The following is a 21,688-nucleotide window of genomic DNA, read 5'->3' as shown; positions in this document are numbered from 1 at the left end:
CATTTACAATCGGAAGGCCAGCACCAGCGCGGCAAGCTGCTGCGCCTGACGCTGCATGGCGGCCGACGCGGCCGCGTTTTCCTGCACCAACTGGGCATTTTCTTGCGTGCTGGCATCAAACGCGGCCACCACTTCATTGATGGCGTGAATGTCACGCGCTTGTTCATCCGATGCCGTGCGCAGCTGGCCCATGATGGCCGTCACATGTTGTACGCTATCGACCACTTGCAAAATGGTGGCGCCAGCACGCTCCACCAGGCCGCTGCCCAGCTCCACCGTCTCCACCGTATTGCCGATCAATGCCTTGATTTCACGCGCAGCGCCGGCCGAGCGCTGCGCCAGCCCGCGCACCTCGGCTGCGACGACGGCGAAGCCTCGCCCCTGTTCGCCTGCACGCGCAGCTTCCACTGCCGCGTTCAAGGCCAGGATATTCGTCTGGAAGGCAATCGCATCGATCACGCCGATGATATCGACTATTTTCTTCGACGACGCCTCGATGCGGCCCATGCTGGCCTGCACCTCGCGCATGGCACCACCGCCCTGCCCCGCCTCGGCCGACATGCGTGACGCCAGCGCATCGGCCTGTCCCACATGGCCTGCACCGCGCCGCACCGCGTCCGTCAGCGCCTGCATCGCGCGCACCGTACGCTCGACATCGCTGGCCTGGCGCTCCGTACGGCGCGCCAGCGCAGCGTTATGCATGGCGATCCCGGCGCTCGCTGCCGCGATGCTATCGGTGCCATCGCGCACGCCGGCAAGCGTGCCGCGCATGGTCGCCAGCATGGCCGCCAGCGATTGCCCCAGCGCATTACGGGGTGCCCGCTGCGGTGGCCGCAAATCCATCTGCCCCACATGTGCGCCCAGGGCCAACACCATTTGTTCCAGTTCCTGCCCCTGGCGTGTGCTGGCGCGCAAGGTCACGGCCACATAACACAACGCCGCCGACTCGACCACGACGAACATGGCGTGCAGGAAAACGATGGCCAGGCCAGGCGTACTAAAACACATCACGCCATAACTTGCTTGCTGCAAATAAAAAAACAGCAAGTGGTGCGCGGCGATCGTCGCTGCGGCCACGATCACGGGGCGCCAGTCGCGATACAGCACCAGCAGCGCCAGATAGACGAAAATGCCGAAATGCAACTCTGTCAAGCCTGCACCTTGTTCGATATGCAAGGCGGCCATCAGCATGATGGCGACGGCATTGACGCAGCGCGTGGCCAGGCTGCCGGGCCGGGCGAGAAAAAGCAGGGTCGGCAGCAAGGCGACCGGCAAAGCCACCTTGGCAACGAGATGCCAGGTGCCGTACCAGTTCGCCATGCCAGCCGACACCAGGGCCAGCAGCCATAGGACGACCAGCATGGCGCGGTCCGCGCGCACGGCGACGGCCCGCAAGGGAGATAGATACATAATTAACTCTTCATTAATATCTGTCCACGCGTAAAAAGCGCCAGGCAGGCGCCATTCCGGTACGAACAGGATTTATCAGGACAAGCGGCAGGTGCTGGGCCGCAACGACAGGGGCGGCCCGCAAGCCAGTGGTGCGCCAGGCGACGTGAAAGACGGCCTGCGCAGGAGGACGAAGGGTGGCACAGCAAAGTACGAGCGTGCGGCCCCACGGATCCAGGGAGCGCATTATACGTGAATTGTGGCAATACATTGCCGCGAGGGAATACTTAAAATTCACCAGGAGCCGCACGCCAGGCGGCGTGCGGCGGTGTCAGCGCGCTTTAACGGGCCAGCACTTTGCGAATGGTGTCAGCCAGTTCCGCTGCCACAAACTTGGCCACATAACCATCGGCGCCCACGCCCTTGACGTGGTCTTCGTTGGTCGAGCCCGTCAGCGACGAGTGGATCACCACGGGGATGTTGGCGAAGCGGCCATCGTTCTTGATGTTGCGCGTCAAGGTAAAGCCATCCATTTCCGGCATTTCCAGGTCGGTCAGCACCAGCGCGACCTTGTCTTTCGCCGTCTTGCCTTCGGTCGCCGCCTGGGTGGAGATCGCCTGCAGGCGTTCCCACGCTTCCTTGCCCGTCTTGGTCATGATGAAGGGCACGCCCATCGCTTCGAGGCCCTTCTCGATCAGCGAACGGGCCAGCGAGGAATCGTCGGCCGCGAGGATCACGGCGCCGGCAGGCAAGCGCACTTGCGGGCCGATACTGTTCTTGTCCACGTCCGGGTCGCCCGACGGCAGCACGTCGCGCAGGATTTGCTCCACGTCGAGCACTTGCGCCAGGCGCGTCTTGTCCGTGTCGCCATCGAGGCGCGCGATGCTGGTGACGAGGCCGCCACCGACGCTCGATTCGGCCGACAGCACCTGATTCCATTCCAGGCGCACGATCTCATCGACCTCTTCCACGGCAAACGCCTGTGTCGAGCGGGCAAATTCGGTCACCATCAGGATCTTCAAGCCGCTGCTCTTGCAACCGACGGCCATCGGCAAGTCGATCACGGGCACGATCTGGCCACGGATATTGACCACGCCCAGCATGTGCGGGTGCGACCCGGCCACCGCCGTAATGACCGGCATTTCCATGATTTCACGTACCTTGAACACATTGATGCCGAACAGTTCGCGGCTGGTCGAGTGATCGCTGGTGCCCAGCTTGAACAGGAACAGTTCGAATTTGTTATTGCCTGTCAGGCTGGTGCGTTCATCGACATCTTGCTGCATTGAATTCATTGTGTCCCCTTAAGCCGTCTTGTAAAGTTAAGTCTGCCTACCCGTGATGCTGCGAACAGTGCGGACTGCACGTCGCACAGACGTCGGATGGCGGGTTCGGGGCATGGCCGGCGCTAACGGTGCAGTGCAGTACAACCAATAGTTGCTATCGATTTCAGCTGGAATTATACGTTTTTTTACTTTCCTTAAAGCTACTTTACGCTGCTATCGGCGATCCTGACAGCATTTCTTGATTAGCTTGTTGCTACAGCGCAAATGATGACGGAGAGAACCGAAAATTTCCCTGGCAACCATGGTTGCTTTGAAAAGCCCTGCGCCAGGCGTGACGGCGCACCTGCGCCAGCGAACGGCATATAATGGCCCTGCCAGCGCCGCCTGCCAGCATACCGGGCAAAATGGCGACGCCAATGCATGGAATGTAGTAAAATTTCTTGCAATTGCCTGTTCTACGTAGTAAATTTACACCACGGAATATAGTAACGACAGACTGGCACTTCCGGTCGGCCTCCTCCCCGCTCCGGCTCTTTTACTTTTGCGACGACACTCACTTATGGCACTTACCGATTTTGACCTGGTCCTGTTTGGCGGCAGCGGCGATTTAGCAATGCGCAAGTTGCTGCCTGCAATGTATGCGCGCGACGTCGCGAACGATTTGCCGCCGACGGCGCGCATCATCTGTGTGGGCCGCCAGGACAGCGGCCAGGATGCCTTCCTGAAGATGGTAGAGACCAACTCGCGTCCCCACATCAAGGCCAGCACCCTGAATGCCGCCACCTGGAGCAAATTCTGCGCGCGCATCGTGTATGTGTCGCTCAACGCCAGCGATGCGGCCACGTACGGGCCGCTGGTCGAAGCGCTGCGCGGCGATGCCGAGCTGACCCGCGTGTACTACCTGGCCACGCCGCCGCACTTGTTTGCCTTGATCTGCGACAACCTGGAAGACAATGGCCTGGTCACGCCGAATTCGCGCGTGGTGCTGGAAAAGCCGCTGGGCCGCGACCTGGCCAGCGCCAAGCAGATCAATGCCGAAGTGGGCAAGGTCTTCCAGGAATCGCAGATCTACCGTATCGACCATTACCTGGGCAAGGAAACCGTGCAGAACTTGCTGGCCCTGCGCTTCGGCAATATCCTGTTCGAACCGCTGTGGCGCCGCGAATGGATTTCTGACGTGCAGATCACCATCGCGGAAAAGCTGGGCGTGGGCAACCGCATGGGTTACTACGACACCTCGGGCGCGCTGCGCGACATGCTGCAGAACCACTTGCTGCAACTGCTGTGCATCGTCGCCATGGAACCGCCGACCTCGATCGCGCCGGACGCCGTGCGCGATGAAAAGCTGCAAGTGCTGCGCTCGCTGAAAAAATTCACGCCCACCACCCTGGCGCAAAACATCGTGCGCGGCCAGTATCGCGCCGGCCACGTCGATGGCGCCACCGTGCCGAGCTACCGCGACGAGCCGGACGCCCCGGAACATTCGCGCACCGAAACCTTCGTTGCGCTGAAAGCGGAAATCGACACCTGGCGCTGGGCCGGCGTGCCATTCTACCTGCGCACAGGCAAGCGCATGGCCGACAGCCTGGCCGAAATCGTCGTGCGCTTCAAGCAGATCCCGCACTCGATCTTCAACCAGCCCACGTCGAGCTTCCAGCCGAATTGCCTGGTGATCCGTTTGCAGCCGGACGAAGGCTTGCGCATGAACCTGATGGCGAAAACCCCCGGCGACGGCATGCGCTTGAAACCGGCGGAACTGGAACTCGATTTCCGCGAATCGTTCAAGACGCCGCGCATGGACGCCTACGAGCGCCTGCTGCTTGACGTCTTGCGCGGCCAGCTGACCCTGTTCATGCGCGGCGACGAACTGGAAGCGGCCTGGGAATGGGTCGAGCCGATTCTCGACAACTGGGAACAGAACGACAGCGCGCCGATTCCGTATACGGCCGGCACCTGGGGCCCGGCCGCGGCCAGCGCCCTGATCGGCCGCGATGGCTTGCAGTGGCGTGAAGAAGCGCTTCCTGAAGACTAGTTTGGAAGCGCAAGGAGTCTGGCCTTGCAAGGCCAGACCGTTACGCAGGCGTGGAGCGGTGCTCCACGAAACCCCTGCTCCACCCCTGCCAGAAGACTAGTTTGGCAACGCAAGGAGCCTGCCCATGCATGGGCAGGCCGTTACGCAGGCGCAGAGCTTTGCTCCGCGAATTCCCTGCTTCACCTTTGCCCGACGGCTGAAGCCGTTAAGATTTGGCTTAACCCTGAACGGCGAAGTACTGGGGTCGGACCCTGAGGGTCCGACCCCGGGACTTTGCTTTTGGGGTGACAAGGACGCTAACTTACGGCATTACTGCCAGAAGATTAATCAATGCTACTCGATTCCATCCGCACCCAGCTCGATTCGCTCTCCAAGTCGGAGAAGAAGGTCGCGCTGGCCGTGCTTGACCAGCCGAACCAGACGGTCAGCCAGAACATCACGGCGCTGGCGAAAAGCGCGCAGGTGTCGGAACCGACCGTGGTGCGCTTTTGCCGCACGCTGGGCTATGACGGCTGGCATGAATTCAAGCTGAAACTGGCGCAGGGCCTGGCCCTGGCCATGCCGGGCGCGAACGAGCAGCCGGCGCAGGACGACCTGGCGGCCGACCTGGTCAACAAGATTTGCAGCCGCTCGATCAACACCCTGCTCGACCTGCGCAACAACCTGAACCCGGAAGCGATCCAGCGCGCGCTCGACATCCTGTCGCGCGCCAGCAAGATCGAATTCTATGGCCAGGGCACCTCCGGTATCGTGGCGGCCGATGCGCAGCACAAGTTCTTCCGCTCGGGCGTGCCGACGGTCGCCTACAGCGATCCGAACATCCACAGCATCGCGGCGGCCCTGCTGCGCGGCGGCGACTGCCTGGTGGCCATCTCGCAGCGCGGCAACAGTCCCGCCCTGGTGCGCTCCGTGAAACTGGCGCGTCGCGGCGGCGCCGACGTCGTCGTGCTGGCCCCATCGGGCACGCCGCTGGCCGACCTGGCCACCGTGCTGATCCCGATCGACCTGGTCTTCAACACCGACCCCTACACCCCGATTTCAGCGCGCCTGGCCTACCTGGTGGTGATCGACGTGCTGGCCGTGGGCCTGGCCCTGCAGCGCGGGCCTGAATTCCGCAAGAAGATGCAGAATGCACAGAAAGCCTTGCAGGAATTCGACATGCAGTTCGATTCTTTTATTGGCTAGGCAGCAGAAATCCGGGGTCATTCCCCGGCTCTCAATTTTGGGGTTCAAGACAAGCATTCCCTCCCGCCACGGATACCGCCTGCTTTACCCCAAAAGCCACAACTGGGGTCGGACCCTGAGGGTCCGACCCCGGCACTTTAGCCCTTGGGTTAAAAGCGCCGCCACCGTCCCGCATTCGGTACAATAGTCCGGCAAGCCCATTCACTCTTTCCCGTGCAGCCATGAACCAACTCGAACAACTGAAGCAATTTACTACCGTGGTGGCCGACACCGGCGACTTCCAATCGATCCAGGCCTACACGCCGCGCGACGCGACGACGAATCCGTCGCTGATCCTGAAGGCCGTGCAGAAGGATGAGTACAAGCCGCTGCTGGAAAAGGCCGTGCGCGATCATCCGAATGCCTCCAACGCCGAAATCATCGACCGCCTGCTGATCGCGTTTGGCGAGGAAATCCTGCAAATCATCCCCGGCCGCGTCTCGACCGAAGTCGATGCGCGCCTGTCGTTCGACACGGATGGCACGGTGGCCAAGGGCCGCGACCTGATCGCCCTGTATTCGAACGCCGGCATTGCCCGCGAGCGCGTGCTGATCAAGATCGCCTCCACCTGGGAAGGCATCCGCGCCGCCGCCATCCTGGAAAAGGAAGGCATCCGCTGCAACATGACCCTGCTGTTCTCGCTGGCGCAGGCCATCGCCTGCGCCGAAGCGGGCGCGCAGCTCATTTCGCCCTTCGTCGGCCGCATCTACGACTGGTACAAGAAATCGACGGGCATCGATTACATGGGCGCGGAAGACCCGGGCGTGCAGTCGGTCCGGCGCATCTACAACTACTACCGCAAGTTCGGCTACAAGACCGAGGTGATGGGCGCGAGCTTCCGCAACACCTCGCAAATCCTCGAACTGGCCGGCTGCGACCTGCTCACCATCAGCCCCGACCTGCTGCAAAAGCTGGCCGACAGCGATGCCCCCGTGGAGCGCAAGCTGAGCGCCGAAGCGGCGCCATCGACCAACATCGTGCACATGTCGCTCAACGAAGAAGCCTTCCGTTTCATGATGAATGAAGACGCGATGGCGACGGAGAAGCTGGCCGAAGGCATCCGCGCCTTCTGCGTCGATTCCGGCAAGCTGAAACAGATGATTGCGGCGCTGCGTTAATCGCCTATGCCTCCGCAAAAAGCGGCGTGCGTGCACTGCACGGCGCCGCTTTTTTTTCGTCTCGCCCTCACCCGCCTTCGTGAAAGCGAACGCCAGGCGGGCGATCTGCAGCACGGGCGTGGCTGCAACAGTGAGCAAAAACAGACCATTTTTTCGTTTACCTCTTGGTCACTTATCAGTGCATACTATGTCGCACAGGCAACTTTAATCCCTCTGCGACAGGAGTCTAACCATGCATGCCCTCTCCCACCTTCGTATCGGCACCCGCCTGGCCACAGGCTTCGCGCTGGTACTGCTGCTGTCCGTGATCTCCACCTCATACGCGCTGTACAGCGCCCACGTGAATGCCGAAGCGACGCGGCAAATGATGGAAAAACCGCTGGCCAAGGAACGTCTGGTATCGGACTGGTATGTGCTGATTTACTCGGCCATCGCGCGCACCTCGATGATCGCCAAAAGCACGGATGAAACCCTGTCGGGCGTGTTTGCCGAGACCATCGCCGACAGCACCAAACAAGGCAGCGAGCTGCTGAAGAAAATCGAAACGCTGCTCGTCAGCGAGGAAGAAAAGGCCATCTTCAAGGCCTCCATCGCGGAACGCGTCAAATACCAGGATGCCAAAAACCTGGTGATGAACGCGCGCAAGGACGGCAACGCGGCCCTGGCGGAAAGTACTTACCGCGACAGCTTCGCGCCCGCCGCCACCAAATACCAGAACAACGTCAAGGCCCTGCTGGCGCAGCAGCGCCAGGCCATCGACGCCACGGCGCGCGCGATCGAGGCTGCCAACGGGCGCAGCTTCACCCTGTTGCTGCTGCTGTGCGCGCTGGTGGTGGCCCTGGGCAGCATCTGCGCCTGGCTGATCACGCGCTCGATCACCGCGCCCCTGCAGGCGGCCGTGAAGGTGGCCGAGACGGTCGCTGCGGGCGACTTGCGCACGCATTTCGGCACGCCGGCCAGCGATGAAATCGGCGACCTGATGCGCGCGCTGCACGGCATGAACGAAGCACTGCGCAAGGTGGTGTCGGAAGTGCAGACGGGTACCAACGCGATAGCCACGGCATCGGGCGAAATCGCCGCCGGCAACCAGGATCTGTCGGCGCGCACGGAGCAGCAGGCCAGTTCGCTGGAAGAGACGGCGTCGTCGATGGAAGAATTGACCAGTACCGTGAAGCAGAATGCGGACAATGCGCGCCAGGCCAACCAGATGGCGGTCGCCGCGTCCAGCGTGGCCGAACGGGGCGGCGACATCGTCAGCCAGGTGGTGAACACCATGGGTGCCATCGACACGGCGTCGACGAAAATCGTCGACATCATCGGCGTCATCGACGGCATCGCCTTCCAGACGAATATCCTGGCCTTGAACGCGGCCGTCGAAGCGGCGCGCGCCGGCGAACAGGGGCGCGGCTTTGCCGTCGTGGCCACGGAAGTGCGCAGCCTGGCGCAGCGCTCGGCGGCAGCGGCGCGCGAAATCAAGACCCTGATTGGCGACTCGGTGGAACAGGTCAACAACGGCACACGGCTGGTGCAACAGGCCGGCAGCACCATGAGCGAAGTGGTCGACAGCGTGCGCCACGTCACCGACATCATGGCCGAGATCACCGCCGCCAGCGCCGAGCAAAGCATGGGCATCGACCAGGTCAACCAGGCCATCGCGCAAATGGACCAGGTAACGCAGCAAAATGCTGCCCTGGTGGAGGAAGCAGCGGCGGCGGCCGAAAGCATGCAGGACCAGGCGGCCCGCCTGGCGCAAGTGGCAGCCGGCTTCCAGCTCGAACACGTGACGCCAGCAGTGGCGCCGGTACGCCCCGCGCGGCCGGCTGCCACCCGGCTGGCCAAGCCGGCGGCAAAAAGCACCACCGCCAGGCAGCCAGGCATCGCGGCAAGGAGCGCGTCTGCTGCGCGCAAGCCCCAGGCGCAGGTGGCTGGCGAGCAAGATTGGGAAGAGTTTTAAGGAGGGCAACAGGGGCCGTCAAAAGGGTTTGACAGCGCCCTGACGCGCGAGGATACTTGTTTCAGGTGGCAGGGCGCACCACCGGCAGCAATACGTGTTGCGCCTGACATCGTTCTGCGGGAGCACGAACATGAAATGTATCCGCGGCATCAGCGAACAGCTGCGCCTGGGCTTCCTGTCCTCCTTGCTGCTGTGCGCAGCCCTTGCCGGCTGCGCAACGGCGCCCGCCACACCACCTCCACCTGAGCTGTTCAACGATGCCAGCTTTGCCGCGCCGGCCGTACCGGTCGACCCGCAGCAGGCGTTTGCCATGAGCGAGGCCATGCGGCTTTACGTACGTGTCGATATCGCGCGCGAGGCACGCGGCAAGAATCCCCGCCGCGCGCTGGCCGATGCCCTGCGCAACCGGGCTGGGCTGCAACTGGAATATGATGCCGCCATGACGCGCACGGCGGCACAGACATTCGATGCGCGCAGTGGCAATTGCCTGTCGCTGGTGCTGATGACGGCCGCGCTGGCCAAGGACATGGGACTCGATGTGCACTACCAGCTGGTCTTGGGAGAGGAAAGCTGGAGCCGCAGTGGTGGCATGTATTTCGTCGCCGGCCACGTCAATCTCGCGCTGGAACGCCGCCCCCTCAGCAATGGGGTCGGCTACGATTCCGACGCCATCCTGCTCATCGACTTCCTGCCTGGCGAAGACCTCGCCGGCCAGCGCACGCTGCAAATCGGCGAGGCGACCATCCTGGCAATGTACCTCAACAATCGCGCCGCCGAAACCATGGCCAGCGGCGAGCTCGATCAAGCCTACTGGTATGCCCGCGCCGCCATCCTGCAAGACCCCACGTTTTCAGGCGCCTTCAATACCCTGGGCATCATCCAGCTGCGCCACGGCGACATCGAGCCGGCGCGGCGCACGCTCGCTTACGCACTGGAACGCTCGCCATCGAACACCGTGCTGCTGTCCAATATGGCGCAGGCACTCGACGGACTGGGACGTACGGACGAAGCGCAACTGCTGCGGCGCAAATTGCTGGCCCTGCAGCCGGAGCCGCCCTTCCACTTTTTCAACCTGGGCCAGCGCGCCATGGAAACGGCCGACTACCAGGAAGCGGCACGCCTGTTCAAGCGCGAGATCGCGCGCGACCCGTATTACCATGAATTCCACTTCTGGCTGGCGCAGGCGTATGCGCGCATGGGACAACTCTCGCTGGCGGACCGGCAGCTGGAACTGGCGATGGACAACAGCACCACGCGCGGCGAACATGGGCTGTACGCGGCCAAGCTGCAACGGCTGCGCGCCGCCACCGCCCATTAGGTCGCGTCAGTCTTCCAGGAACATCTGCTGCAGGTCATTCAGGAAGCACAATCCCCGTTCCGTCGGGCGGATGAGCTGGTGGTCGCGGTACAGCAAGCCTTTCGCTTCGGCCGCATTCAGCGGCTGCTCGATGGCGTTGATGGCCAGACCCGTGCGCTCGGCGAACAGGTTCGGCGAGAAACCCTGCGTCAGGCGCAGGGTATTGAGCATGAATTCAAACCCCATCTCCTCGCGCGCCAGCTCGCGCTCTTCCTGCACCGGCACGCCGGCCAGTACCGCGTCCATGTAGGCGCGCGGCTGCTTGTAGCGGGCCTGACGCAAGACGCGGTGCGGGAACGAGATTTTACTGTGCGCGCCCGCGCCGATGCCCAGGTAGTCGCCGAATTCCCAGTAATTGCGGTTGTGCCTGGCCTGGCGGCCCGGCTGCGCATAGGCCGACACTTCGTAGCGGCCGTAACCGGCCTGCGCCGCGCGCTCAGCCACCATGTCGGCGATGTCGGCACTTGCGTCGTCGTCCGGCAGCGCGGGCGGATACTTGGCGAACAGGGTGTTCGGTTCCAGCGTCAGGTGATACAGCGACAAATGCGGCGGCGCGAACGACAGCGCCGTTTCCAGGTCCTGCTGCGCCTCGGCCAGGGTTTGCGTGGGCAGCGCGTACATCAGGTCGAGATTGAAATTGTCGAAATTGGCGTGCGCGATGTCCACCGCGCGGCGCGCTTCGTTGTCGTCGTGGATGCGCCCCAGCGCCTGCAGGTGACGGCCATTGAAGCTCTGGATGCCGATCGACAGGCGGTTGATGCCGCTGGCCCGGTAGGATTTGAATTTTTCCGCTTCAAAGGTACCCGGATTGGCTTCCATGGTGATTTCGCAATCGGGCTCCAGTGGCAGCAGGGTGCGCACGTCCGACATCAGCCGGTCCAGCCCCGCCGCCGACATCAGGCTGGGCGTGCCGCCACCGATGAAAATGGTGTGGATCTTGCGGCCCCAGATCAGCGGCAGCGCCATTTCCAGGTCCAGCCGCAGGGCTGCCAGGTATTCCGCTTCCGGCAAGTCACCGCGCACCTCGTGCGAATTGAAATCGCAATACGGGCATTTTTTCACGCACCACGGGAAATGGATGTACAGCGACAGCGGCGGCAAGGCCGTCAGGTTCAGCGCGCCCGGCTGCAGGTATTTCAGGGCCGCCCCGGCCGCGCCGGAAATGCCTTCCTGCGGCGCCGGAGCCGCGCCAGGCCGGGACGCGGGCTTGGCGACAGCGCCCACCAGTTTGATCGGGATCATCGCAGCTTTTCCACCAGCGCGCGCAGGGCCTGGCCACGGTGCGACAGCGCGTTCTTTTCATCGGCCGTCAGTTCGGCCGCGCACTTGCCCAGCGCGGGAAGGTAGAAATGCGGGTCATAGCCGAAGCCGCCCGCACCGCGCGGCGTGGCGATCATTTCGCCATGCCAGCGGCCGTCGGCGATCACCGGCTGCGGGTCGTCCGCATGGCGCACGTACACCAGCACGCAGTAGTAATACGCGGACTTGTCGGCATGCGCCTCCAGGTCGGCGATCAGTTTGGCGCTGTTGGCGGCATCCGATTTCGGCTCGCCCGCATAGCGGGCCGAATACACGCCCGGTGCGCCGCCGAGCGCATTGACGCACACGCCCGAATCGTCGGCCAGCGCGGGCAAGCCCGTCAGGCGGGACGCGTGGCGCGCCTTTTGCAGCGCGTTTTCAACGAAGGTGTGGAATGGTTCGTCGCTTTCCGGCACGGCGTACTCGCCCTGGGCGTGAACGGAAAAACCGATGCTCGAGAGCAGCTCGTTGAATTCCTTGAGCTTGCCGGCGTTGTTGGAGGCGAGAATGAGGCGTTGGGTCATGTCAGTAGTCCGGTTGAAGTGCCGACATTGTAAACCTTTTGCGCTCCCCTCACCTCGCCCGGCCGCCGCGCTCAACGGCGGCGAGTGTGGGCTTTTTACCCGGCGCGGCGGGCCAGCGGATGTAAATCTATGTAAAGATTACATGCCGAGGGCTTGCTTCTGCATGGCGATCAGGTCGGCGATGCCGCCCTGCGCCAGGTCCAGCAAGCGGTTCATGCCGGCGCGGTCGAAGGCGGCGCCTTCGGCCGTGCCCTGCACTTCGATGAAGTGGCCCGCTTCCGTCATCACGACGTTCATGTCCGTGTCGCAGCCCGAGTCTTCCACATAGTCCAGGTCCAGCACCGGCATGCCCTGGTAGACGCCCACCGAGATGGCGGCGACAAAGCTTTTCACGGGGATGGAGGTGATCGCGCCGCGTGCCTGCAGCTGGGAAAACGCGTCATACGCAGCCACCATGGCACCCGTGATCGAGGCCGTGCGCGTGCCGCCATCGGCCTGGATGACGTCGCAATCGAGATGCAAGGTGCGTTCGCCGAACGCCTGCAGATCGAAGGCGGCGCGCAGCGAGCGGCCGATCAGGCGCTGGATTTCCTGCGTGCGGCCGGACTGCTTGCCGCGCGCCGCTTCGCGGTCCATGCGCGTGTGCGTCGAGCGCGGCAGCATGCCGTACTCGGCCGTCAACCAGCCCTGACCCTTGCCCTTCAGGAAACCCGGCACCTTGTCTTCGATGCTGGCGGTGCAGATGACCTTGGTGTCGCCGCACTCGATCAGCACCGAGCCTTCGGCATGCTTGGTGTACTGGCGGGTGATGCGGATGGCGCGCAGCGCGTCGACGGCGCGGCCGCTCGGGCGGGATTCAAATGTCATGGGGTGTCCTGTGTGATTGGGGTTGCGGCGGCGATTTTACCACCGCGGCGCCATGCCACGGCGCAGGGCGGCCCGCGCACAAGATCCCTACAATCCTGCCCCGCCAAACACAATTTTCTTTACAATGCCGTAAAACGCACACTATTCAGCAATTTTCAGGCCATCGCGCACGTCAGTCCTGTTTTGCGGCGCGGGCGGTATTGCCTGCGCTGGCTGATTAAGTGTATAAGTGACTGTATACAAGACCAAATCGGGGAATCCTTTGAGCATTTCAAGCATGACAGGCTACGCGGTTGCCACCAGCGAAGGTGCTGCAGGCACACTGACAATTGAAATCAAGAGCGTCAACTCGCGCTTTCTCGACCTGCAATTTCGCATCAACGACGATCTGCGGGCGCTGGAGCCTGACCTGCGCGCCGCCGTCATGTCCGCCATCACGCGCGGCAAAGTCGAGGTACGCCTGAGCTTTGGCCGCAAGGCCGCGACCGCCGGCACGCAGGCGCTGAACCTGCCCCTGCTGGCCGAACTGGCGCGTCTGCAAAACGAAGTGGGCCAGCATTTTGTCTCCGCCCCCGTCATGACGGTGGCCGAACTGCTGCGCTGGCCGGGCATCATCGAAGAAGCGCAAGTGGGGCAAGAGTCCTTGCAGGCGGACGTGGGCGCGCTGACCAAACGCACCGTGGCGGCCTTCGTCGACAGCCGCAAGCGCGAAGGCGCGGCGCTCGAAGCGGTGCTGGTGTCGCGCATCGAAGCGATGGAAGCCATCGTCAAGCGCATCACGCCCTTGATTCCGCAGGTAGTGGCGGCCTTCCAGCAAAAAGCCATCGAGCGCATGCAGGATGCGCTGGGCCTGGCCAGCCAGGGCTCGAATTCAGCCCTGTCGCGCCAGGACGCCATGGAGCGCATCCGCCAGGAAGTCATTTTGTACGGCATACGCATCGATGTGTCGGAAGAACTGGCGCGCCTGTCGGCCCACCTGGGCGAAACGCGCCACATCCTCACCAAGGGCGGGCAAGTGGGCAAGCGCCTCGACTTCATGATGCAGGAACTCAATCGCGAAGCCAACACGCTGGGCGCCAAGGCGTCCGTCAAGGAACTGGCCGACGCCTCGATGGACTTGAAGCTGCTGATCGAGCAGATGCGCGAACAGGTGCAGAACCTGGAATAGACCTTCAGGCCAGGCGCGTTGCGGCGCGCCCCCTGTCGCTGGCGGCGATGACGACGCAGGCGACAAACAGCACGATGCTGTATTCCACGCCGCCGGCGCCATGTTCGCCCACGAACCAGCCCTTGGCCGCATGCACGATGGCGATGCCGCCGACGCAGATCACCATCAGCCCGGCCGCCGCCCAGCGCGTGTATTTGCCGACGATGAGCAAACTGCCGCAAACGATCTCGACCACGGTAATCGCCCACACCACGGCCAGGCCGTAGATGAATCCCTTGTCTTCCAGGAAACCGGCAAAGCGTGGAATGGTGCCATTGGCGATGCGCACGATGGCGTGGGCCATGAACATCACGGCGATGGCCACGCGCAGCAGCAACATGGCCTGGGCAACACTGAGAAACGGGAAATTTTTCATGCTTGCATCCTGTCGCTGGAATAGTTATCAAGAAAAAACCATTCCAAATTAAATAACTATTCCCTCAAGATAACAAGCAAAATATGTGTAAACGCGGCGGCAAGGCGCATCGGGGGACTGGCTGGTCGCCTTGCCTCTTGGTAAAATACTGAATTGGGCGGTGCGCACGCAAGCGCACACGCCGCCATCACACGCATATGGAAAGATCCGCATGAGCCACCCTACCGCCTTCTCCGGCAGCCTGTTCGTGGTCGCCGCACCTTCGGGCGCCGGCAAATCGACACTGGTCAATGCATTGCTGGCGCAAGAGCCCGGCATCAAACTGTCGATTTCGACCACCACGCGCGCGCCCCGTCCGGGCGAGCAGCACGGCCGCGAATACTACTTCACGACAGCGGAAGACTTTGTCGCGCGCGCCGACCAGGGCGAGTTCCTGGAATGGGCGGAAGTGCATGGCAATTACTATGGCACCTCGCGCATCATGGTGGAACAGCAAATGCTGGCCGGCACCGACATCCTGCTGGAAATCGACTGGCAGGGCGCGCGCCAGGTGCGCAAGCAATTCCCCCGCGCGGCCGGTATTTTCATCCTGCCGCCATCGATCGATGCGCTCGAAGAGCGCCTGAACAAGCGCGGCCAGGACGAGCAGCACGTGATCACGCGCCGCCTGCTGGCGGCCGGCGGCGAAATCGCACACGCTCCCGAGTTCGAGTATGTTATTATCAATGAAGAGTTTACGGTCGCTTTGTCCGAACTGAGCGCGATCGTGAGAGCGGCCCGTTGCCGGTTTGCGCAACAAGCGGCCCGCAACGCATCGCTATTCGCCCAACTGGGCCTGCACGCAGAGTAATTCGTCTGCACGCCAGTTCACACAGCGCCACGCACCACGCATAAAATTTAGGAGTTACTATGGCCCGTATCACAATCGAAGATTGCCTGAAGCAGATCCCTAACCGTTTCCAGCTGACCCTGGCTGCAACGTACCGCGCACGTCAGTTGTTGCAAGGTCACACCCCAAAGGTGGAAGCCAAGGACAAACCTACCGTTGTCGCACTGCGTGAAATCGCTGCCGGTAAAGTTGGCATCGAAATGCTGAAAAAAGTCCCGATGTAATTGGGAAGCCGCGTGCCGGAACAGTGCTGACCCCTGGTTCTACCGTATCGTTTATTCACACTGTAAAGCAACGCGACGTTTTATGAGTCTGACTCCAGCCGACACGACTTCTGCAGCACTGCCGCCCCTGGCCCCGCGCCAGGCGGCAAAATCACAGGGCGCTTCCGCGTCCGGTGCTGGCACGTCCGCCGGGACCGCCTCCACGACACCGCCAGCGCCCGCCCTAGGCGTGGCCTCCGTCAGCCACCTGGCCGACAAGCTGGCCGAATACCTGTCCCCCGCCGACCTGAAAAAAGTCAAGGAAGCCTACCGCTTCTCCGACGAAATGCACCTGGGTCAGATGCGCCGCTCGGGCGAGCCGTATATCTCGCATCCGATCGCCGTCGCCGAAATCTGCGCCGACTGGAAACTCGACGCGCAAGCCATCATGGCCGCCCTGCTGCATGACGTCATGGAAGACCAGGACGTCAAGAAGGAAGAATTGATCGAACGCTTCGGCGCGCCCGTGGCGCACCTGGTCGACGGCCTGTCGAAGCTGGAAAAGATCGAATTCCAGAGCCAGATCGAAGCGCAGGCGGAAAACTTCCGCAAGATGCTGCTGGCCATGGCGTCCGACGTGCGCGTGATCCTGATCAAACTGGCCGACCGTCTGCACAATATGCGCACCCTGGACTTCATGACGGCGGCAAAAAAACGCCGCATCGCCAGCGAGACCATGGAAGTGTATGTGCCGATCGCGCACCGCCTCGGCCTGAACAATATTTACCACGAGCTGCAGGATCTGTCGTTCTCGCACCTGTATCCGATGCGCTACCGCACCCTGGCGAAAGCCGTCAAGGCAGCGCGCGGCAACCGGCGCGAAGTGGTCAACAAGATCATGGAAGCGGTGAAAAGCACCTTGTCCATGGCCGAACTCGAAGCCGACGTCACGGGCCGCGAAAAGACCCTGTACGACATCTATAAAAAGATGCGCAGCAAGCATTTGTCGTTCTCGCAAGTGCTCGACGTGTACGGCTTCCGCGTGGTGGTGGGCAGCTTTGCCGACTGCTACGTGACCCTGGGCACCCTGCACAGCCTGTACAAGCCCATGCCGGGCAAGTTCAAGGATTACATCGCGATTCGCAAGCTGAACGGCTATCAGTCGCTGCACACGACCGTCATCGGCCCGTACGGCACACCCGTCGAATTCCAGATCCGCACGCAGGAAATGCACCGCACGGCCGAGTCTGGCGTGGCGGCGCACTGGCTCTACAAGAGCGGCGAATCGAACCCGTCCGACCTGCAGCAGCGCACCCATGCGTGGCTGCAATCGCTGCTCGACATCCAGCAGCAGACGGGCGACTCGGCCGAATTCCTCGAACACGTCAAGGTCGACCTGTTCCCCGATTCCGTCTACGTGTTTACGCCGAAGTCGAAGATCATCGCCCTGCCGCGCGGCGCCACGGCCATCGACTTTGCCTATTCGATCCATACGGGTATCGGCGACCAGACCGTGGCCGTCAAGATCAACAACGAAACCTCGCCGCTGCGCACCGAACTGCACAATGGCGACATCGTCGAAATCATCACCGATTCCTCGTCGCGCCCCAGCCCCACCTGGCTGTCGTTCGTGCGCACCGGCAAGGCCCGTTCGGCCATCCGCCACCATTTGCGCACGATCAACCTGCCCGAATCGATCGCCCTGGGCCAGCAACTGCTGTCGCAGGCGCTGCACGCCCTGAACATCGACGCCGACCTGCCGGCGCCGCTGGTCGAACGCCTGCTCAACGAATCGAGCGCCAATTCCATGGACGAGCTGTACGCGGACATCGGCATCGGCAAGCGCATGGCCACCCTGGTGGCGCGCCACATCTTTGGCTTGATCGGCGGCGAAGCGGCCAGCATGCCGGTGGAACACAATAGCGGCAGCGAACTCGACCCGGTCACCATCTGCGGCAGCGAAGGCGTCTCGGTGCAGCTGGCGCCGTGCTGTTTGCCGATCCCGGGCGACCAGATCATCGGCCAGCTGCGGCGCGACCAGGGGCTGCTCGTGCACACGAGCGACTGCTCGCAAGCGAAGCGCCAGCGCGCCAAGGAACCGGACCGCTGGATCGCGGTGCGCTGGGGAACCGAACTGAACCGCCGCTTCGACTGCCGCATCAAGGTGCTGATCAACAGCGAACGGGGCATCCTGGCCAGAGTCGCCGCCGAAATCGGCGAGTCCGACGCCAACATCATCTATGTGGGCATGGACGAAGACAAGGACAACGTCCTCGACCAGCTGCGCTTCACCGTACAAGTCAAGGACCGCGTCCACCTGGCCGCCCTGCTGCGCAATGTGCGTCGCGTCGCCGGCGTGAATCGCATCCTGCGCGAGCGGAATTAAGAGCTAACCCAAGAGCAGAGACTGGGGTCGGACCCTCAGGGTCCGACCCCGGCCTTTACGCTTTGCGGGTTTGATTTTCTTGCACGAAGGCGCTACTTCCGACAACAGCATTGCCACGACTAGCGTCACGCAATGCTTGGAACGCAAGCGAATCTTCTACCTGGAACAAAGCAGCATACGCCTGCTGTCTGTCACCCGGACTGTTGCCAAGATCAAGATAAAGCGGATGCGGCTCAATCAACGGATCGATTCGCCCTTCAGCATTGCAACGGTAGCTGGACCACTTGTAATTGCCCGGATACTGCACCATGCCGGCGCGAACCGGATTGAGCTCTATATAACGCTGGCAAACCAGCAGATAAGTCGCATCCTGTACCACACAGGATTTGTAGCGCCCATCCCACAAGGGGCCGGAACGATGGCGGCGCCAGTTGATGTAATGCGCATATTCCTGTCCCAACGACTTCATCAACTGAGAAACGGCCTCGACTTTCGCCGCAAACAGCAGCAAATGCACATGATTGGTCATCAATACATAGGCATGCAGCAAGCAACCCCGGGCACTGGAGTGCCGCTGCAGTTGCTGCAAATACCAAAGAAAATCAGCCGGTTCAAAAAAACAGATTTGCCTGTCCGCCCCACGCTGCACCACATGCAAGGGCATGCCAGGCATAAACAAACGCTGGAAGCGTGCCATGGTCGCTCTCCAGTAAAGAATAGTCCCAGCGTGACAGACTTATCAAGACTAACCCTGCGTCACCGCAAACTACCCCTCCCCCGGCGCCGGATACGTCACTTCCAGCAACTCCAGCTCTTGCTCGCCCTGCGGCGTGTTGAGGGTGATGAGGTCGCCTTCGCGCGCCTTGGTGATGGTGCGCGCCATCGGCGAGACCCAGCTGATCTTGCCGTTCAGGGGGTCGAATTCATCGATGCCGACGATGGTGATGGTATGCGTTTCGCCGTCGCTGGTGCGATACGTTACCGTGGCGCCGAAAAATACCTGGTCGTTGCCATGGTGCACGCTGGGGTCGACGATGGCGGCCAGGTCCATGCGCTTGGTCAGGAAGCGGATGCGGCGGTCGATTTCGCGCAGCCGGCGTTTACCATAGATATAGTCGCCATTTTCCGAACGGTCGCCATTCGACGCCGCCCAATGCACGATGCGCACCACTTCCGGACGGTCGACGTCGATCAGCTGCAGCAGCTCTTCCTTGATGCGCTGGTAGCCGGCCGGCGTGATGTAGTTCTTGGCGCCGGCGGGAATGGCCAGCGCCAGCGCGGCCGCTTCTTCATCGTCGTCGTTGTCGGATTCTTTTACAAAGGCTTTATTCATCCGCCTATTGTAGCCCCGCCAGGGAGCCACGGGCACACCGGATGCGGGGGCAGCCGGGCTTTTTTGACGTATCATCGTGGCAATCGCGGCAAACCCGCGCCGCACACGGAGACGGATGAAAAAATTCTACAGAGTCAGGCGCTGGCTGTTCGCGCCGCTGGTCTACCTGGCCGCCATCTGCCTGCTGATCGAGGAATGGCTGTGGGCGACGGGCGCGCGCATCATGCAGGTGGTGGCGCAATTTCCGCCCCTGCATGCGCTCGAAGCGTGGATCAAGCGCCTGCCGCCGTACTGGGCGCTGGCCATCTTCGTGCTGCCGGCCGTGCTGCTGTTTCCCGTCAAGCTGCTGGCCCTGCTGGCGATCGCGCGCGGCCATGCGTTTTCCGGCATCGGCGTGATCGTCATCGCCAAGCTGGGCGGCGCGGCCGCCGTGGCGCGCCTGTACAAGCTGACGCGCCCTACCCTGCTCAGTTTGCCGTGGTTTGCCCATTGGCATGGCCGCTTCATGGAAACCAAGGACCGCTGGATCGCCCGCCTGCGCGCCACGCGTCCATGGCGCCGGGTCAGCCGCCTGTCGGCCGCGCTGGGCCGTGCCCGCCGCGCCTGGTGGCAGCGCTTGCGCAAGGGCACGCCAGGCCGTCATCATTCCCGCCCGGCCAGAGTGCTGCGCCGCTTCGCCGCCTTGTGGCGCGCCCGCCGCTGATGAAGAAAGGCCACCCCATGCACGATACTGCCCGGCTCGCCCCCGCCCTGCGCGCGGCGGCGCGGGAAATCTACCTGTACGACGCGGCCAGCTTGCAATTGCTGGACGCTAACGATGCCGCCTGCGACAACTTGCAGTATGTACGCAAGGAGTTACTGGCGATGACGCCCTTCACCCTGGCGCCGCAGCTCGACGCGCAGCAACTGGCCGCCGTGCTGGCCGCGCTGGACGACAGCATCGGCGCGCAAGCCTTGCTGCATGTGCAGCAGCGCCGCCGCGATGGCAGCCTGTATTCGCTCAGCCTGCACCTGTCGCGCGCCAGCCGCCAGGGCCGCGCCTTGCTGCTGGCCGAGGGCGAAGACTTGCGCACGCCGCAGGCGACGGCCGCCGCCCTGGCGCAGGTCCAGTCGCGCTTCAACGCCATCGTCTCGAATACGCCGGGCCTGGTGTACCAGTTCTGCCTGCACGCCGATGGGCGCGCCGCCTTCCCTTACCTGAGCGATGGCTGCCAGGCCTTGCTGGGCCTGGAGCCGGCACAGCTGCACGCGCGCCCGGAACTGTTCTACCAGCTGATCCTGGCCGACGACCGCGCCTCGTATCTGGAGTCGATGCAGGCCTCAAAAAACGCCTTGTGGAGCTGGAACTGGGAAGGCCGCATCTGGATCGATGCCTGGAAGGATGTCAAATGGATCAACTTGCGCTCCACGCCGCGCGCGCTGGCCGACGGCACGGTGCAGTGGGAAGGCATCATGACGAATATCACGGAAAGCCGGCTGGAACAGATCGAAGTGCGCCAATCGCGCGCCCGCCTGGCCGAGCTGACTGCGCATATCGACAAGGTCAAGGAACACGAACGCACGCGCCTGGCGCGCGAACTGCACGATGACCTGGGCGGCAATTTGACGGCGATCAAGATGGCGCTGGCCATGCTGGCGCGCCGCCTGCCGCCGGACGACCCGCTGCTGCAGGAAAAGGCCGACTATGTCGATGCCCTGGTCGACCGCAGCATCGACGCCGTGCACCGCATTTCGCTGGACTTGCGCCCCTCCATGCTGGACCTGGGCCTGGTTGCCGCGCTGGACTGGCAGGTGAAGGAATTCGCGCGCCAGGCCGGCATCGAATGCGAATTCATTTCCAACCGCCAGCATATTGAACTGGAACTGGACCAGGCGACCAGCCTGTTCCGCATCGCCCAGGAAGCGCTGACGAATATCGCCAAGCATGCGCAGGCCAGCAAGGTCAGCGTGCGCCTAGCCCGGCAGCGCCAGCATCTGAGCCTGTCGATCGCCGACAATGGCGTCGGCATGCGCCTGTCCGACCGCGCCAAGCCGCAGTCGTTCGGCATCCGCGGCATGGCCGAACGCGCCAGCGCGCTGGGCGGCACCCTGAGCCTGGTCGATGGGCCCGATGGCGGCACTCTCCTGAGCATAAAAATCCGGCTGACCACGCCGCGAGAGGCGATAATAGCGGCTGCAGCCAGTGCGCCCGCGCACAGCGGGCCGCCGCCAGAAGCGGCCTAGTGGGTGAATTAGATAGGAAAC

Annotated in this window: 19 protein-coding genes; 11 read left to right on the top strand and 8 right to left on the bottom strand. The window is 62.8% G+C overall.

All coding sequences use genetic code 11. The features are described 5' to 3' along the window. Window positions 1–3: 3 nt before the first annotated feature. Together CLU93_RS17820 and CLU93_RS17815 are read right to left on the bottom strand one after the other, a co-directional pair. On the bottom strand, window positions 4–1,410 hold the full coding sequence (locus CLU93_RS17820; protein ID WP_099762636.1) for a methyl-accepting chemotaxis protein: 1,407 nt from the start codon (window positions 1,408–1,410) through the stop codon (window positions 4–6). A 320-nt stretch (window positions 1,411–1,730) separates the two neighbouring features. Beyond that, complete coding sequence (locus CLU93_RS17815) at window positions 1,731–2,684, bottom strand: chemotaxis protein (RefSeq protein WP_099762633.1); 954 nt, start codon at window positions 2,682–2,684, stop codon at window positions 1,731–1,733. Between the two features lie 550 nt (window positions 2,685–3,234). On the opposite strand from CLU93_RS17815, the gene zwf reads away from it, so the two are divergent. The 5 genes from zwf (at window position 3,235) to CLU93_RS17790 (ending at window position 10,321) form a co-directional block, all read left to right on the top strand. Next, complete coding sequence (zwf, locus tag CLU93_RS17810) at window positions 3,235–4,707, top strand: glucose-6-phosphate dehydrogenase (protein WP_099762630.1); 1,473 nt, start codon at window positions 3,235–3,237, stop codon at window positions 4,705–4,707. Window positions 4,708–5,037: 330 nt separating this feature from the next. Further along, on the top strand, window positions 5,038–5,892 hold the full coding sequence (locus CLU93_RS17805; protein WP_034750862.1) for an SIS domain-containing protein: 855 nt from the start codon (window positions 5,038–5,040) through the stop codon (window positions 5,890–5,892). A 221-nt stretch (window positions 5,893–6,113) separates the two neighbouring features. After that, window positions 6,114–7,049 carry a transaldolase gene (gene tal / locus CLU93_RS17800; RefSeq protein ID WP_099762627.1) on the top strand — a complete coding sequence of 312 codons (936 nt, stop codon included), beginning with the start codon at window positions 6,114–6,116 and terminating at the stop codon, window positions 7,047–7,049. A 232-nt stretch (window positions 7,050–7,281) separates the two neighbouring features. Then, window positions 7,282–9,003: a methyl-accepting chemotaxis protein gene (locus tag CLU93_RS17795; RefSeq protein ID WP_099762625.1), complete on the top strand. Its 1,722-nt coding sequence runs from the start codon at window positions 7,282–7,284 to the stop codon at window positions 9,001–9,003. Between the two features lie 130 nt (window positions 9,004–9,133). Beyond that, on the top strand, window positions 9,134–10,321 hold the full coding sequence (locus CLU93_RS17790; protein ID WP_099762622.1) for a tetratricopeptide repeat protein: 1,188 nt from the start codon (window positions 9,134–9,136) through the stop codon (window positions 10,319–10,321). Between the two features lie 6 nt (window positions 10,322–10,327). On the opposite strand, the gene hemW is transcribed toward CLU93_RS17790, so the two are convergent. From hemW to rph, 3 genes are all read right to left on the bottom strand, one after another. After that, window positions 10,328–11,602 (bottom strand): radical SAM family heme chaperone HemW, encoded by a 1,275-nt coding sequence (gene hemW, locus CLU93_RS17785; protein ID WP_099762620.1) that lies wholly within the window; start codon window positions 11,600–11,602, stop codon window positions 10,328–10,330. Next, the gene (gene rdgB / locus CLU93_RS17780) at window positions 11,599–12,183 is read right to left on the bottom strand and encodes an RdgB/HAM1 family non-canonical purine NTP pyrophosphatase (protein ID WP_099762618.1); all 585 of its coding nucleotides are present in this window, start codon (window positions 12,181–12,183) and stop codon (window positions 11,599–11,601) included. The genes hemW and rdgB overlap by 4 nt, the downstream gene beginning before the upstream one ends. A 138-nt stretch (window positions 12,184–12,321) precedes the next feature. Then, complete coding sequence (gene rph / locus CLU93_RS17775) at window positions 12,322–13,050, bottom strand: ribonuclease PH (protein ID WP_099762615.1); 729 nt, start codon at window positions 13,048–13,050, stop codon at window positions 12,322–12,324. Between the two features lie 277 nt (window positions 13,051–13,327). Here rph and CLU93_RS17770 point away from each other — a divergent pair, with 277 nt between their 5' ends. Continuing rightward, window positions 13,328–14,218 (top strand): YicC/YloC family endoribonuclease, encoded by an 891-nt coding sequence (locus CLU93_RS17770; RefSeq protein ID WP_034787070.1) that lies wholly within the window; start codon window positions 13,328–13,330, stop codon window positions 14,216–14,218. A gap of 4 nt (window positions 14,219–14,222) precedes the next feature. Here CLU93_RS17770 and CLU93_RS17765 read toward each other — a convergent pair whose 3' ends face one another. Further along, on the bottom strand, window positions 14,223–14,633 hold the full coding sequence (locus CLU93_RS17765; RefSeq protein ID WP_099762612.1) for a DoxX family protein: 411 nt from the start codon (window positions 14,631–14,633) through the stop codon (window positions 14,223–14,225). Window positions 14,634–14,844: 211 nt separating this feature from the next. Between CLU93_RS17765 and gmk the strand changes: the two genes are divergently transcribed. The 3 genes from gmk (at window position 14,845) to CLU93_RS17750 (ending at window position 18,111) form a co-directional block, all read left to right on the top strand. After that, window positions 14,845–15,483: a guanylate kinase gene (gmk, locus tag CLU93_RS17760; protein WP_099762610.1), complete on the top strand. Its 639-nt coding sequence runs from the start codon at window positions 14,845–14,847 to the stop codon at window positions 15,481–15,483. A gap of 59 nt (window positions 15,484–15,542) precedes the next feature. Then, the gene (rpoZ, locus tag CLU93_RS17755; RefSeq protein ID WP_010400723.1) at window positions 15,543–15,746 is read left to right on the top strand and encodes a DNA-directed RNA polymerase subunit omega; all 204 of its coding nucleotides are present in this window, start codon (window positions 15,543–15,545) and stop codon (window positions 15,744–15,746) included. An 82-nt stretch (window positions 15,747–15,828) separates the two neighbouring features. Beyond that, a complete protein-coding gene (locus CLU93_RS17750) occupies window positions 15,829–18,111 on the top strand; it encodes a RelA/SpoT family protein (RefSeq protein WP_099762607.1) in 2,283 nt (760 codons plus the stop codon). Window positions 18,112–18,166: 55 nt separating this feature from the next. Here the strand turns inward: CLU93_RS17750 and CLU93_RS17745 are convergent, their stop codons facing one another. Beyond that, window positions 18,167–18,808 carry a transposase gene (locus tag CLU93_RS17745; protein ID WP_099762604.1) on the bottom strand — a complete coding sequence of 214 codons (642 nt, stop codon included), beginning with the start codon at window positions 18,806–18,808 and terminating at the stop codon, window positions 18,167–18,169. 69 nt (window positions 18,809–18,877) lie between these two features. Then, a complete protein-coding gene (gene greB, locus CLU93_RS17740) occupies window positions 18,878–19,444 on the bottom strand; it encodes a transcription elongation factor GreB (protein WP_099762601.1) in 567 nt (188 codons plus the stop codon). Window positions 19,445–19,559: 115 nt separating this feature from the next. Between greB and CLU93_RS17735 the strand changes: the two genes are divergently transcribed. Together CLU93_RS17735 and CLU93_RS17730 are read left to right on the top strand one after the other, a co-directional pair. Then, window positions 19,560–20,147 carry a hypothetical protein gene (locus CLU93_RS17735; RefSeq protein WP_099762598.1) on the top strand — a complete coding sequence of 196 codons (588 nt, stop codon included), beginning with the start codon at window positions 19,560–19,562 and terminating at the stop codon, window positions 20,145–20,147. A gap of 17 nt (window positions 20,148–20,164) precedes the next feature. Further along, complete coding sequence (locus CLU93_RS17730; protein WP_257224999.1) at window positions 20,165–21,667, top strand: sensor histidine kinase; 1,503 nt, start codon at window positions 20,165–20,167, stop codon at window positions 21,665–21,667. Window positions 21,668–21,688 lie beyond the last annotated feature (21 nt).

This window comes from Janthinobacterium sp. 35, from assembly GCF_002754575.1.
Classification (GTDB): domain Bacteria; phylum Pseudomonadota; class Gammaproteobacteria; order Burkholderiales; family Burkholderiaceae_D; genus Janthinobacterium; species Janthinobacterium tructae.
Note: the sequence above shows the minus strand (reverse complement) of the source record. Positions and strands in the feature narration are given on the sequence as shown.